The organism is Pseudoalteromonas sp. 1CM17D (genome assembly GCF_023161805.1).
Taxonomy (GTDB): Bacteria; Pseudomonadota; Gammaproteobacteria; order Enterobacterales; family Alteromonadaceae; genus Pseudoalteromonas; species Pseudoalteromonas atlantica.
Map to the genome: position 1 here is coordinate 231,953 of NZ_JALNTP010000006.1, position 14,019 is coordinate 245,971.

At 40.8% G+C, this 14,019-nt stretch carries 11 protein-coding genes and 2 pseudogenes; 11 read left to right on the forward strand and 2 right to left on the reverse strand.

Annotation, left to right across the window (positions count from 1 at the left end):
- Positions 1-164 precede the first annotated feature (164 nt).
- Complete coding sequence (locus MSC25_RS12655) at positions 165-590, reverse strand: hypothetical protein (RefSeq protein WP_248443622.1); 426 nt, start codon at positions 588-590, stop codon at positions 165-167.
- A 479-nt stretch (positions 591-1,069) separates the two neighbouring features.
- Between MSC25_RS12655 and MSC25_RS12660 the strand changes: the two genes are divergently transcribed.
- The 8 genes from MSC25_RS12660 (at position 1,070) to MSC25_RS12695 (ending at position 11,647) form a co-directional block, all read left to right on the forward strand.
- On the forward strand, positions 1,070-1,747 hold the full coding sequence (locus tag MSC25_RS12660) for a haloacid dehalogenase type II (protein WP_248443623.1): 678 nt from the start codon (positions 1,070-1,072) through the stop codon (positions 1,745-1,747).
- Between the two features lie 365 nt (positions 1,748-2,112).
- Positions 2,113-3,651, forward strand: a complete 1,539-nt coding sequence (locus MSC25_RS12665; RefSeq protein WP_248443624.1) for an aspartate aminotransferase family protein — start codon at positions 2,113-2,115, stop codon at positions 3,649-3,651.
- Positions 3,651-4,970 carry a SidA/IucD/PvdA family monooxygenase gene (locus MSC25_RS12670; RefSeq protein ID WP_248443625.1) on the forward strand — a complete coding sequence of 440 codons (1,320 nt, stop codon included), beginning with the start codon at positions 3,651-3,653 and terminating at the stop codon, positions 4,968-4,970. The genes MSC25_RS12665 and MSC25_RS12670 overlap by 1 nt, the downstream gene beginning before the upstream one ends.
- Positions 4,967-6,145 (forward strand): MFS transporter, encoded by a 1,179-nt coding sequence (locus MSC25_RS12675; protein ID WP_248443626.1) that lies wholly within the window; start codon positions 4,967-4,969, stop codon positions 6,143-6,145. Before MSC25_RS12670 ends, MSC25_RS12675 begins: the two co-directional genes overlap by 4 nt.
- A gap of 25 nt (positions 6,146-6,170) precedes the next feature.
- Entirely contained in the window at positions 6,171-8,519 is a 2,349-nt protein-coding gene (locus MSC25_RS12680; RefSeq protein ID WP_248443627.1) for a GNAT family N-acetyltransferase, read from the forward strand.
- Positions 8,512-9,150, forward strand: a complete 639-nt coding sequence (locus MSC25_RS12685) for a hypothetical protein (protein WP_248443629.1) — start codon at positions 8,512-8,514, stop codon at positions 9,148-9,150. Before MSC25_RS12680 ends, MSC25_RS12685 begins: the two co-directional genes overlap by 8 nt.
- Positions 9,134-10,213 carry a heparan-alpha-glucosaminide N-acetyltransferase domain-containing protein gene (locus MSC25_RS12690; RefSeq protein WP_248443630.1) on the forward strand — a complete coding sequence of 360 codons (1,080 nt, stop codon included), beginning with the start codon at positions 9,134-9,136 and terminating at the stop codon, positions 10,211-10,213. The genes MSC25_RS12685 and MSC25_RS12690 overlap by 17 nt, the downstream gene beginning before the upstream one ends.
- Before the next feature lie 231 nt (positions 10,214-10,444).
- Positions 10,445-11,647, forward strand: a complete 1,203-nt coding sequence (locus MSC25_RS12695; RefSeq protein ID WP_054982121.1) for a multidrug effflux MFS transporter — start codon at positions 10,445-10,447, stop codon at positions 11,645-11,647.
- A 64-nt stretch (positions 11,648-11,711) separates the two neighbouring features.
- Here the strand turns inward: MSC25_RS12695 and MSC25_RS12700 are convergent, their stop codons facing one another.
- Positions 11,712-12,581, reverse strand: coding sequence for a LysR family transcriptional regulator (locus MSC25_RS12700; RefSeq protein WP_248443632.1), 870 nt, complete (start codon positions 12,579-12,581; stop codon positions 11,712-11,714).
- Between the two features lie 101 nt (positions 12,582-12,682).
- Between MSC25_RS12700 and MSC25_RS12705 the strand changes: the two genes are divergently transcribed.
- The 3 genes and pseudogenes from MSC25_RS12705 to MSC25_RS12715 form a co-directional block, all read left to right on the forward strand.
- Complete coding sequence (locus MSC25_RS12705; RefSeq protein ID WP_054982007.1) at positions 12,683-13,183, forward strand: lactoylglutathione lyase family protein; 501 nt, start codon at positions 12,683-12,685, stop codon at positions 13,181-13,183.
- Positions 13,184-13,382: 199 nt separating this feature from the next.
- Positions 13,383-13,625, forward strand: a pseudogene (locus MSC25_RS12710) (GNAT family N-acetyltransferase); the annotation flags it as partial.
- A 163-nt stretch (positions 13,626-13,788) separates the two neighbouring features.
- Positions 13,789-13,989 (forward strand): annotated as a pseudogene (locus tag MSC25_RS12715) (GNAT family N-acetyltransferase); the annotation flags it as partial.
- Between the last annotated feature and the right edge of the window lie 30 nt (positions 13,990-14,019).

Genomic DNA, 14,019 nt, shown 5'->3' on the forward strand with positions numbered 1-14,019 from the left:
TTATAAACAATCTACTTTCACTTAATTTGTGATTCCACATAGCTTTAAAAAGTCATGTCGTTGTATGTACAAGTGATCATTTAATTTTTACAACTGTTTTAGGATCTTTGTATCTAGCCTCTGGTTTATTTGGCTATAAAATAGGGGAGCTAGATGAGTCGTAATTACCTTCGATAGTCGTCATCTGAGTACTTATGAAGTAATCTACTTTTATAACCAGAGCCTGTGAGAAGGTCTTTTAGAAAGTTATCGAGATATATATTGTCAGCTTCTGTATTTGATACTGGGTTTGTCTTTGAAAAAAATAGAGTCCATGCGCAATCTTTCTGCTCAGCAAACCTGTATACACCTCTGAGATCTGTATTAGGTAGTATATCAAAATACCATCTAAGAGACTCTTTTATAAATTGCCCATATGTGTACTCAAGTTGCGGATCGCTCGATGGATCATCAATATTTTTGATCCCACCTTTATCCTTCCATTTGTATAATTTTCTGTAGCCCTTTTCAGCTAAATAAGCATTAACGTTTTTAACTATATCTTTTTCATCACTACGGTCGCATATTAAACCATACTCAACAGCATCCATTTGAGACTCCATGTGTTTTAAATATTGGCATTTGTATTTATACAAAAGCTAGTTGCTCGAACTTATTGAAGGTCAGCATTTTCGTAACTATCTTATAGTTATAATTTTGGAGTTCCAAGCGTTTGTTAAACTTTAAATCCCTAATTAATGCTTGTTGATTTTTACAATAACTCTAATAGTTTTATTATGACTTTATTCCACCGCTAAATTTACAACAATTGCGAACTTTAATTTAAAAGGTATTAGTTTTTAACTCTTAGATTGAGTTAAACCTGCCTTAATTTGTGTCCTCTTATCCAAAATTAATTATGGGCGGCTACTAAAATGATCATCCATATAGATAAAATCCTTTCAATTATTATGATTTTAATGCTCTAACTTTTAAAACAGATAAGCTTTGTTAATTTGAGCAAGTGTTCAAAGTAAGTTAAGCTCAAAACGATTAACTTACAAGTATCTTAAATTTATAGGGAGCAAACATGGCAACCACACTCGCATTTGACGTATACGGTACGCTTATAAACACTCACGGCGTGCTGTCTTTACTTGAAGATATGATAGGCGATAACGCGCAAAACTTTTCAAATACATGGCGCGAAAAACAATTAGAGTATTCGTTTAGGCGTGGGTTGATGCAAAACTATATACCGTTTTCGTTATGTACCAAACATGCCCTCGATTACGCGTGTTTAGCGCATAAAACGCAGCTTAGTGACGATCAGAAGCAGCAATTGCTTGAGCAGTATAAAATTTTACCGGCCTTTGACGATGTTAAAAAAGGGCTTGAGCAACTTAAAGCACAAAACTACCGGTTGTTTGCATTTTCAAATGGCGCTGCTGATGCGGTTAATAAATTGCTCGAAACTGCAGGTATTAGTGAGCTTTTTGAAGGTGTAGTAAGTGCCGACGATATGAAAACATTTAAGCCAAATCCAGGTGTTTACAGCCATTTTTTACGCGAGACCAATTCAACGGGCGCAAACACGTGGCTTATTTCGAGTAACCCGTTTGATATTACCGGCGCTATTTCACATGGTATGCGCGGAGCATGGATAAAACGCTCTGAGGATTCTATTTTTGATCCGTGGGAAATTCAGCCAACCACCGTAGCCACCGATCTAGTGGATTTAAAAAATAAGCTTGAAGATATCAATTAAGCTGCATTTTTACTTTTATATCCCTCTATAGCACTTAAGGTTTAGCCGAGTTGTAAAGGGGGTTTACTTCTTATAGTGCTACTGCCCACTTATAATACGTTCGCTTTTAGCTACCCCCCATTTCTCAACTCTTATATTTAAACCATCGCACTATTTTACAAACTGTCATTATTTAGCACGCATTTTGGCACCTTCTCATAGCTCATTTTATACACTTTGTTAGTTTTAAAAGTAATTCCTTATAACTAATCAGTCACTCCTAATTGTGAAAATAAACCTATATCTAACCCTTAATCATTATTGTAAATGCAAATTGTTACTATTAAGATCCTCAACCCCAATACAAGTACAACCAAGGAGCGAATATGTCACAATTACAATCGGCGCAGCTCAGCCCTGTCGAAAATAAAGCAATATTTGAGCAAAACGGGTTACCTCCTCAATTTAATCTCGATCAGTTTATTAACTACCAAATAGCGTCGTTGCAGGGGCTTTCGGCTGTACAACAAGCTATGGCTAAAGCGCAAAAGCCGTTTTCTGGCGTGGCGGTTAATACGCTTGCCGCTACTGTAAATGATGTCGATTTAGCCAAACCTCTTGCTGATTTTCCTGCCGTATTAAACGAGCTTAAAAGTGTGTATTTAGATCACGCTGTTTATTTTCATCATCCGCGTTATATGGCGCATTTAAATTGCCCCGTTACGTACCCTGCAGTTGTAGCAGAGCACATCATTGGCGCAATCAATACCTCGGTAGACACCTGGGATCAAAGCGCTGGCGCGACCCTTATTGAACAAAAATTAATAGATTGGAGCTGTGAAAAAGCAAAATTACCTAGCACTGCTGATGGTGTTTTTACCAGTGGTGGTACGCAATCGAACTTAATGGCCATGCTTGTTGCTCGCGAAGTCGCAGTGAGCCGCTATGCACCTAATCATGAAGTAAAACTGCAAGGCTTGCCTGAAGTAGCCTCACGTTTTCGTATTTATTGCTCTGAGGTGGCGCATTTTAGTATTCAAAAGGCAGCGGCATTACTGGGCCTTGGTTATAACGCGGTGGTGCCCGTGGCTACAAACAGCAAAATGCAAATGGATATGGACGCGCTTAACCACGCAATTGCGGATTCTAAAACTAAGGGCGATTTACCTATCGCCGTGGTAATTACCGCAGGTACAACCGATTTTGGCTCAATTGACCCTGTTAAAGACATAGCAAAACTTGCTAAAAAAGAGCAGCTTTGGTGCCATGTTGATGGCGCATACGGCGGCGGATTATTGGTAAGCGAGCATCACCGAAGTGCTTTAAACGGCATAGAACAAGTAGATTCAATTACCATTGATTACCATAAATCGTTTATGCAACCGGTTAGCTGCAGTGCTTTTTTATTAAGTGACAAACGCCACTTTAGCCATATTACCCTTTACGCCGACTATCTAAACCCGCTTGCTGAGGCCGGCAATGGTACGCCAAATTTAGTTGATAAAAGCTTACAGACCACACGCCGTTTTGATGCCCTAAAGCTTTGGTTAACACTGCGCACCATGGGCGAGGCGCCACTTGGTCGAGCGTTTGATAAAGTAATTGGTCTTGCTCGTCAAACCCACATTGTACTTAACGACCACCCAGATTTTGAAGTTATAAATTACCCAGAACTTAGCGCATTGGTATTTCGCTTTGCACCAGAGGAGCTAAAACATAACCCCGATTTACTCGACACCCTAAACCTGCACGTACGCCAAACATTCTTAAATACTGGTGAAGCCATGATTGCGCGCACCAAAATTAACGGCCGACATTACCTTAAATTTACGTTACTTAATGCCCAGTGCCAATTGAGCGATGTGCGCGCCGTGCTTGAACAAATTAGCACTATTGCGTGGCAAACGTATAAGGAGCAAAAATAATGAGTAACCAACCTTATGACTTTATAGCCATTGGCCTTGGCCCGTTTAATTTGTCGTTAGCGTGTTTAAGTGAGCCACTGGAGGGCGTGAAAAGCTTATTTTTAGAGCAGCGTAGTCAATTTGATTGGCACCCCGGCATGATGCTAGAAGGTGTTACTTTACAAACGCCGTTTATGTCTGACTTGGTGACTCTTGCAGACCCTACCAGTAAGTACAGTTTTTTAAATTATGCCAAGCTTAATAATCGCTTATACCCATTTTATATTCGCGAGAGCTTTTTTTTACTGCGTAAAGAATACAATCTCTATTGCCAGTGGGTGTGCTCGCAACTTAGTAACGTAAGCTTTGAGCAAAGTGTAACTAAGGTTGAGTTTTGCCAGCAAAGTGAGTGCTATACCGTTACCTGTAAAACCCCTAATGGGGAGCAACACTATGTTACACGCCACTTAGTGCTTGGCACCGGCCCTGCCCCATATATTCCTGATTGCGCAGTGCAAAGTAATTCTAATAACGTACTGCACAGTAGCGATTTTTGCCACCGCCTTGATGAGCTAAAAGCTGCTAAACGCGTTACGGTTGTAGGAGCAGGACAAAGTGCTGCTGAAATTTATCACACCTTATTACAACAAGGTGTGCCACAAGGTTTGCAACTAGATTGGATTGCGCGTTCGCCGCGTTATTTTCCGCTGGAATACACTAAACTCACCCTTGAGATGACCTCACCTGAGTATGTTGATTACTTTTATAATTTAAAAACTGAGCAACGAGATTGGCTTAATCAAAATCAAAAAAACTTATTTAAAGGCATTAATGGCGATTTAATTAATGACATTTTTGACACCCTTTACGCGCAAAGCCTAGATGGGCCCATTTCTACCACATTTAAAACTAACAGTAAGCTTACTAATACACGTAAAAGTGCTGGGCGCTTAGTCACTGAGTTTTATCATCAAGAGCTAAATGAAGCCTTTGAAATAAAAACCGATTACTTAATTTGTGCCACGGGCTTTAAATACAAGCGCCCTGCTTTTTTAAACCCCATTGCACAGCAACTCCCAGAAGATGAGCAAGGCCGCTACTTAGTTAGCCGCGAGTATGCGGTAGATAGCGAACAAAAACGTATATTTGTACAAAATGCAGAGCAGCACACCCATGGTTTTGTAACCCCCGATTTAGGCATGGCGTGTTATCGCAACAGTATAATTTTGCGCGAAATACTCGGTTATGCGCCGTATCAGGTTGAACAAAAAATTGCTTTTCAGTGTTTTGATTTAAGCGATGTAGAAACCCATTCACAGCAAAAGAGTAACGCCGCATGAGTTTACGTTTAGCGCTTATTTTGCTTACGGTTATTTCGGTAGTGTGCGACACCTTATTACTGCCGTTTTATCCGCAATTTTTTGCCAGCGAATTTTCTGTAAGTAACCCCACACTTATTGGCGTGTTTGTAGCTAACTGTTGTATTACCGTTATGCTCGCGCTGCCCCTGTGGGCAAAGGTTGCCAAAAAATACCACGAGCTGGCTCTTTGGCTTGTAACGCAAGTGATTGCCGCCTGCTTTGGCTTGCTTTGTTATTTTGCAACTAACGTGTGGGAATTTTGGTTTTATTATCAGCTTATGTTGGTGCTCAAAGCCAGTTACCTGCTTATTTACCCGTTTGCACTGCGTTTAGAGCAGCAAGGTAAGCATCTTTCTATTATTGGCTTGTTTTCGGTACTTATGCACTTTGGTGCTATTGGTGGCGCGTTAGTGGGCGGGTACTTTTTTAGTTTGAACGCTCCGCGTTATGCATTGTTATTAAGTGCTGCGGGCGATGTAATACAAGTGCTGCTGTGCGCCTATTTAATGGTGAGCTTAAAGTTAGGTATTTATCAGCAAGCGATTGAAAGCGAAAAACCACGTACTCGTACACCGTATTTTATTTGGCAATTTTGCTTTATAAGCGTGGTGGTTTATTTTAGCGCCTTTTTAATTAGGCCGTTTTTTACTACCCACTGGCAAGGTATGAGCGCACAAAGCAGTGCATTTGTAAGCGCGCTTGTGTACGCCATACCTGCTTTTTCAGCCCTATTAATGCTGTTGTTTAACCACTTTCGGCAGCACTTACCTCTTCCTACGCTTAGCCGCACTAGCACGCTATTGTGTGCACTTATTTTTGGCGCTATTGGGCTTTATTTACAGGCGCAAGAGTCGGTGTGGTTAGTGGTTAGCTCTCGCGTTTTATACGGTATAGCGCTATTTCAGGTCATGGTTTTATTAGAAGTGATGCTATTTGCTAAAAGCGAGCCTGCTCACTACGGCAGTGATTTTGCCAAAGTGCATGTTGCGCAAAATATTGGCGTTATTTTAGCGTCGTTATTAGTGGGTATGAGTGTGGAATATTTTAATACCACCGTGCCTTTTTACTTTGCTGCCATTGGCTTTGCAAGCCTTGGCGCTATTTTGCTATGGCGCGTTAAATTTGTTGGTCAAGCTGCACACACAGCCACTTAATAATTAAAAAGATTTAGGAGTTTTTATGTATTTTTCATCTTTTGTAACCACGTTACAACACACAGGTAATGTGACTATGCGGTTACTACAGCAAAGCGATATGCCCATAATTTGCCAGTGGCTTACACTGCCTTACGCCCATTTTTGGGGTATGAGCAAACACACACCCGATCAAATGTGCAGCGCCTACCAAGATATAATTAACCACCCGCACCATCATGCCTATGTTATTGAGCAAAATAATGAGCTGCTTGCCTTAGTTGAGCTTTACAGCCCAAAGCACGACAAGCTACTCGCAGCTGCCTATGAGGTACTGCCAAACGATACCGGCATGCATATTTTACTTGCCCCAAATACACAGCCTAAACGCCATTTTAGTTTTGAAATAATGCAGTGCGTATTGCACAGTATTTTTACTCATAATGCCGATGCACGCGTAGTAGTAGAGCCCGATATTGCCAATAGTAAAATTCATACCTTAAATAAGCGTTTAGGCTTTGTGCATACTAAGCAAATAACCCTGGGTGATAAAAACGCCTACCTTGGGTTTTGTAATAAAGCTGCATTTGAAACGCATGTTAATTTACATCACAAAGCGCAAACGCCAATAAACACCGACTATGTAAAGTTTGACCACTGGCAGTGGGCTAACAGGCACTTACAAAGTAAAGCCATTAGCGAACTGGTACACGAGCGCTTATTGGTTGCAGAGCAAACCCCACAAGGTTTTAAAGTAAATATTGAAGGGGGTTATTTTATATTTAATGGCCGTGCTATGGCGCTTAACCACATAGATATAGACGAGCCAAGCTTATGCTTTTATAACCTTAACAACGAGCAAGTAGCGCTTGATGTACTGCACTTTTTTAGTGTGCAAGGCCCTGCACTGGGTTTAACTGGCGAGCGTTTAGCCACCTACCTTGAAGAGCTTAACGCCACTCTTGCGAGTGCCTGTTATAAACGCGAAAACAACACTCTTAGCGCAGCCGAACTTGCGCAATTAGGGCTGCAACAAATAGAGGCTGCAATGAGCGAAGGCCACCCTGCGTTTGTGGCTAATAATGGCCGAATTGGTTTTAGCAAAAGCGACTTTTTACGCTATGCGCCAGAGGTGGGTAAACCGTTTAAAGTGCTGTGGTTAGCGGCGCACAAAACAGTATGTGATTTTGCTTATAGTGAATACTTTAGTGATTACCCAAGCCATATTAGTGGCGAGCTTGATTTAACCACTCGTAATGCGTTTAACAAAGCGCTAAAAACGCAAAACCTAAACCCCGACGACTACCTATTTATGCCTGCCCACCCGTGGCAATACCAACATAAATTAAGTGTGGTGTTTGCCAACGAGTTTGCCAATAACCGCTTAGTGTATTTAGGTGAAGGCGACGATTTATATCAAGCGCAACAATCTATTCGCACCTTATATAACTGCTCACACCCGCATAAGCCGTATTTAAAAGTGGCGCTGTCTATTTTAAATATGGGGTTTATGCGCGGGCTTTCGCGCGCTTATATGGCGGTAACCCCGGCTATAAATGATTGGGTATTTAATAAAGTAAACTACGACCCCACGCTTAGCGCGTGCAATTTTACGGCACTAAGAGAGTACGCCACCTTAGGGTATGCGCATCATACCTTTGAGCAAAGCGCGTTGGGCGATACACCGTACCGTAAAATGTTTGCCTGTTTATGGCGCGAAAACCCAAACCATAACTTACAAAATAATGAGCAGCTCACCACCATGGCCGCACTACTGCACCTAGATAACAACGGTAAAAGTATGGCAGGTGCATTAATAGATCAAAGTGGTTTAAGCACACATGCTTGGCTGCAACACTATTTTAACGCCTATCTTATTCCGTTAGTGCATTGTTTTTATGCCCATAAATTAGTGTTTATGCCGCACGGCGAAAACCTTATTTTAAAACTTAAAAATTCAGTCCCTGTGGGCGCTTACATGAAAGACATCGGCGAAGAAGTCGCGCTGCTTAATAGCACTGAACCTTTACCTGAGGAAGTGTCGCGTATTCATATTGCTATGCCAAAAGAGCTTGAGTTACTGAGCATATTTACCGATGTATTTGACTGCTTTTTTAGATACCTAGTGGCTATTTTAGTAAGAGAAGAACGCATTACCGAGCACGACTTTTGGCACGGCGTTGCGCAAAGTGTTAAAGCGTATCAACAGGCTAACCCTGCCTTAAATGCGCGTTTTAAAGAGTATGACTTTTTTAGTGATGAATTTGCACACTCTTGCTTAAACCGCTTACAACTTGGTAATAATAAACAAATGGTTGATTTAACCGACCCAGCAGGCAGTTTACAGTTTGCCGGAAGTTTAAATAACCCGGTATCGGCAAAGTTGTATGGCTAAGCCAGTAACCCTTGCGCACTTTTTATTTTGCCCAAGTGAGCCAGCTACTGCGGCTCACCCAAGCTTACATTTAGTGCGCAAATTAGCGATTCATTGCAAGGCGCATTACCCACATGCGCCTGGGCAATTTATTAGCCGCCATTTATATTTGCAGCTTTGTTGGCAAACTATTTATGCCTATTGTTATTGGCATACTTCTAAACAAAATGCACATAACCCCATGCAATTACAGCTTAAAATTAATGGCGCTTATAGCCGAGGGTTTAACCTCAGCGGTGCGCCTATATTAAGTAAAGCTGAGCAAAACACTGCACTTATTGAGTTTATTAGCTGTGTAGGAAAGTGGATAAATACCGATTATGCGCTGGGAAAAAAAGAGCAAGGGCGCTTATTAATCGACACCCTTAACAGCGCATTTGAGCGCGCCCATAGCTTAAAATTAGCAAGCGCTGATCACACTACACATTGCCATCAACAGCTACACAATTTAATCAGCAATCACTTTAATTTAAACACCCCATTTAAATTAACGGCCGATCGCTTAACGTGCTGTCGTTATTATTTAGCTGGTTATAACAAATGCCAAACCTGCCCTAAAAAGGATATTAAAACCAATGAACACACGTCTTAAAACGATAGACCTTGCCCGAGGTGCGAGCGTTTTTATTATGATTTTGGTACACACCCTATGGATGTACTCGAGCACAATGCTTCAAAGTGAAAGCCTATTTGGTGCTTTTATTCATATACTTGGCAAAGGCACCGCCTCGTTTTTAGTGGCAATGGGGCTGTCTATGGCGCTTTCGCGCAGGCAAACCCCCATGTTATTAATTAAGCGTGGTATACAGCTTTTACTACTTGCCTATTTAATGAATGTGGCAAAATTTTGGCTACCCATTGAGGTATTTAATACCATGCCCGAGGCATTTATAAATGCCTATGGCTGGCAAAGCCCGCTCAGTGCTGGGCAGTTACAATTTATGGTGTTAACCGGTGATATTTTACAACTTGCTGGGGTGAGCTTAGTGCTGTTTGGCGCGCTTAATATTGCCCGCTGGAAAACCACATGGATTGCATGTTTAGCCATGGCTATTGCACTTGTAAGCCAGTTTGTTAGGGGGCAGCAGTTTGCGCTTTCGCCTTACATTAGTGATTTGTTTTTTGCTAATAACTACCAAGTTTATTTTCCGGTATTTCCGTGGGTAAGCGCTATATTAACCGGCTACGTGCTTGGGCGTGTATATATAAATAGCCAGCGTAATGCAGCGTATTTATTTAATGTGTGTGCAAAGTTAGGGGCCGCATTATTAGTGATTGGTTCAGTGTGGTTATTTATTGATTTTAAAGGCCAGTTTGGTAACTTTTTTCACTTAAATGGTGGCGGTATTATTTATTTAGTTGGTTTAAATTTATGTGCATTAGCCTTAATAGAATATGCCATTGCCAATAAATTTAATGGCCCTATTACACGCGCTCTTTTATATGCGAGCAAACATGTAACGGCCCTTTACATTATTCAATGGGTGCTAATTTGCTGGCTTATGGGCGTGTTTGGTTATCATACACAGTCGCTTTGGCCAACGTTGTGCTTAATGGTACTTATGAGCTTATTAACCTCTGCAGTGCACAAAGTGTATTTGCAAGCTAAGCAAACCATACTCGCTATTAAGCAAAAGCCTAAGCGTACAGCATAAATTAAACTCTCTGGCTATTACTGGTAAAGTAATAGCCAGCCATAAAAAACGAACATAAAAAATGAGCAATATACACATGGGCTAAGAGTATATAAAATCTACTTATAACGTGGAGCATACAAAAGGAGTCTATTAAGTAGGTAATGAGTGCAGTCGTGCTTTGCATTTACCACGTTATTTATAAGCAAGATTGTGTATTAGTCAGTTACTTTGTTTTTTTTGGAGTTTAGTTTGAAAGTAGAGCAGCCTGTATTAGGCAAAACTGGCACGTTAATTTTTTTAGTAATTATTAGTGCATTTCCCCCTTTAACTACCGATTTATATCTTCCTGCTTTACCTACTATGGTAGAGAAACTAAATACTAACCAAGCCATGGTTAACTTAACACTTAGCGTATATTTTGCAGCCTACGCCATAGGATTATTGTTCTGGGGCCCATTAAGTGAAAAATTTGGCCGTAAACCTATTTTGCTTATGGGCCTTGGAATATACGTAATAGGCAGTGTGCTTTGTGCGTTATCTAATTTTGTAGAAATGCTTATAGGCGCGCGTTTATTACAAGCCTTTGGCGGAAGTGCAGTAACGGTTGTAGCCACGGCAATAGTAAAAGATTTGTACGATGGCCGCGAGCGAGAAAAAATTATCGCCACTATTATGTCGCTGGTTATTATTGCCCCTATGGTGGCGCCTGTGCTGGGCGCATTGCTATTAAAAATTGCTAATTGGCATATGATGTTTGCTGCTTTAGCCGTGTTTGGCTCGGTGGCTATGTTATTTACCTTTTTTTACCGCGAAACCTTGCATACACGCTACGCCGGTTCTGTTTTTCAGTCGTGGGGGCGATTAGCTGTAGTAGTTAAAAACCCGCCATTTTTATCGCTATTGGCTGTTTTTACTATTGTGCCTATGGCGTTAATGTCGTTTTTAGCGGCGGGCTCTTATGTATATATCAACGGGTTTGGTTTATCTGAGCAAACCTTTAGTTACGCCTTTGCAGCGAATGCTGTGTGCGCCTCGTTTGGGCCAACAATTTATATGCGGCTTTCTAAACGTGTATCGGTAAAAAAAATAATTACTGCGAGTTTTTTAACCCTAACAGCATGCGGTATAAGTACCATTTTTATAGGCGGCTTATCGCCTTGGGTATTTGGTGCATTAGCAGCAATAGCAACCCTAACCGTTATTATTACCCGCGTGCCCGGTACTAATTTAATGTTAGAGCAACAAACAACGGACACGGGCTCTGCTGTGGCCGTTATTCAGTTTTGCTCTATGATTGCAGGCGCAATAGGCATGGCGCTTGTATCGCTTAATGCAGAAACATTAATTAAAAACTTAGGTGTTATTCAGCTAAGTATTGGCCTTATAGCGCTTACTTTATGGTTGGTATTTAAAAATAAGGCGTATGTAAGCGCCTATATGTCTAAGGTTTAAACACGCTAAAACCCGAAAAGGCAGTACAGCAAATAAAAGCTGGCTGTACTGCTTTTTTAAAAAATTACTCCCCCGCTTTTATCGCCTCAATTACCGTGTGCATGCGCTTTGCCATTGGCCTGTTACGATGATGACACACATAAATATTTTCGCTGATTGGGTTGGCTAAATGGTGCGTTTTTATAAGCGCTGGTTTATTAAATGCGCCCACCGCATAGGCAGGTAAAACAGTAAAACCTAGCCCTAAACTTACCGGCTCGAGTATTAAACTTATTTGGTTAGAAAACCCCGTACGATTAATTTGATCAACATGCTCAAACTCGCTGTAGTTTTCGCTAAGTAATAGCTGCGCGTGGTGTTTTGCATCGGGGTGACCAATAAAGCCAAGCTCACATAAAACCTCCCATGTTGGGTTTTTAATATGTGCGGGGGTTACTAATAATAAAGCTTCTTGACCAATTTTGTGGCTGGTAACTTCGCTAAGCGTGGGGGCTTGGGTTAAAAAGCCTATGTCGGCACTGTGGTTTGCTACAGCTTGCTCTACACTGGTATTAGGTGCAAAGCGATAATCAATATTAAGCTCGGTATGCTCAGCCTGTAATGCTAATAATTGGCTATAAAATTGTAGCCCACAACTACCAGGCGATTGTATTTTTACTAGGCCGCTGTAAGGCGAGTCATCTTTTAATTGTTGTTCTAAAAATTGCCATTCTTTTAATAACAAACTGCCTTGCTGATACAAATTTTGCCCATGCACGGTAAGGGTAAATTGTTTGCCGTGGCGCTCTAATAGCGCGCAGTTTACTTGCTGCTCTAGCTTTTTAATATGCTGGCTTACGCCCGATTGGGTCATAAATAAGCGCTCGGCGGTTTGGGTAAAATGATTTACCTCAACCAACGTACAAAACGTGTTTAACCATGTCGGGTTTATCATTACAAAATGTACTCAAAATGATGATTAATGATAATTTTACTTAATAAACACGGATTCGTAAACTAACTCCATCAACTAATCACAGTTAAAGAGGAAGCATTATGAGTCATACATATCCACGTAGTTTTTCGCACATTGGTATTTCAGTACCAGATGTTGAAAAAGCCGTAGAGTTTTACACTAAGGTGATGGGCTGGTACACCATAATGGAGCCTACCGTGATCACTGAAGATAACAGCCCCATTGGCGAAATGTGCACCGATGTATTTGGTCCAAATTGGGAAAAATTTAAAATAGCGCACCTTTCAACAGGCGACCGTATTGGTGTAGAAATTTTTGAATTTAAAGACCAAGAAAACCCTAAAGACAACTTTGAATACTGGAAAACCGGTATCTTCCATTTTTGTGTACAAGACCCAGATGTGGAAGGCTTAGCGGAGCGTATTGTTGCTGCAGGTGGTAAAAAACGTATGCCAGAACCACGTTACTACTACCCTGGCGAAAAGCCGTACCGCATGATCTACATGGAAGACCCGTTTGGTAACATCCTTGAGATTTACAGCCACAGCTACGAGCTTATTTACAGCGCAGGCGCTTATTAAACGTAGCTCGTTTAAAAAAGTTTAGCTAAAAGCAAAGGCCGCAGTATTTATTTACTGCGGCCTTTTTGTTTTAAATAGACTTGTAGATTATTAATTTGGCTAATATTGGGTGTATAAAAATCAATATCTTCATTTGATTGATTATAGGTACATACACTGATAGCTTACTAATTGCACAAAGTTGTTCTAAAGGAAAAACATGAATCTGTCATTGGAAGACATCACCGCCGATAACTACGAAGCCATATGCGAATTGGATGTTACTAAAACGCAAGAAGAATACGTAGCGTGTAATATGTGGTCGTTAGTTGAGGCGCACTATAATAGCGGGTATACCTGTAAAGCGATTTACCTAAATGCTCTGCCAGTTGGCTTTTTTATGTGGGTACAAGAAACCCCTAAAAAGGTTTCTATTTGGCGCTTTATGGTAGATCAAACTTATACCAACTCCAATAAATAGCTGATCTATTTTACTTGCTAAAACAACCCATTTCTTTGTTTTAAATTTCGTAAAGGGAACAACCATTTACATCAATTTACGCCTAGAACTGAATTGTTTTTTCGGCGTAAAATTTAGAGCACATACTTAATGGAGTTGGTATTATCAAAATAAAGGCATTGGGCGCAAAGCACTGGCTATGGCAATTGAAGAGATTAAAGCAACTCCTAAGCTTGAACAAATCGAGATTTGTTATAACCCGCAAAACCCAATAGCTAAAGATTTTTATTCAAGTTTTGGGTTTGAGGAAGTTGGCCTCGATGAGGACGAAGACGATATGTTAGCGGTAATTAAAATTAGCCGTTAACTCATTTATAAGTAAGCGCTAATTTTAAAG

Coding starts and splice junctions, on each gene's coding strand:
- MSC25_RS12685 (WP_248443629.1), top strand. CDS start 8,512: ATGGCTAAGCCAGTAACCCTTGCGCACTTTTTATTTTGCCCAAGTGAG.
- MSC25_RS12670 (WP_248443625.1), top strand. CDS start 3,651: ATGAGTAACCAACCTTATGACTTTATAGCCATTGGCCTTGGCCCGTTT.
- MSC25_RS12655 (WP_248443622.1), bottom strand. CDS start 590: ATGGATGCTGTTGAGTATGGTTTAATATGCGACCGTAGTGATGAAAAA.
- MSC25_RS12690 (WP_248443630.1), top strand. CDS start 9,134: ATGAACACACGTCTTAAAACGATAGACCTTGCCCGAGGTGCGAGCGTT.
- MSC25_RS12705 (WP_054982007.1), top strand. CDS start 12,683: ATGAGTCATACATATCCACGTAGTTTTTCGCACATTGGTATTTCAGTA.
- MSC25_RS12680 (WP_248443627.1), top strand. CDS start 6,171: ATGTATTTTTCATCTTTTGTAACCACGTTACAACACACAGGTAATGTG.
- MSC25_RS12660 (WP_248443623.1), top strand. CDS start 1,070: ATGGCAACCACACTCGCATTTGACGTATACGGTACGCTTATAAACACT.
- MSC25_RS12675 (WP_248443626.1), top strand. CDS start 4,967: ATGAGTTTACGTTTAGCGCTTATTTTGCTTACGGTTATTTCGGTAGTG.
- MSC25_RS12665 (WP_248443624.1), top strand. CDS start 2,113: ATGTCACAATTACAATCGGCGCAGCTCAGCCCTGTCGAAAATAAAGCA.
- MSC25_RS12700 (WP_248443632.1), bottom strand. CDS start 12,581: ATGATAAACCCGACATGGTTAAACACGTTTTGTACGTTGGTTGAGGTA.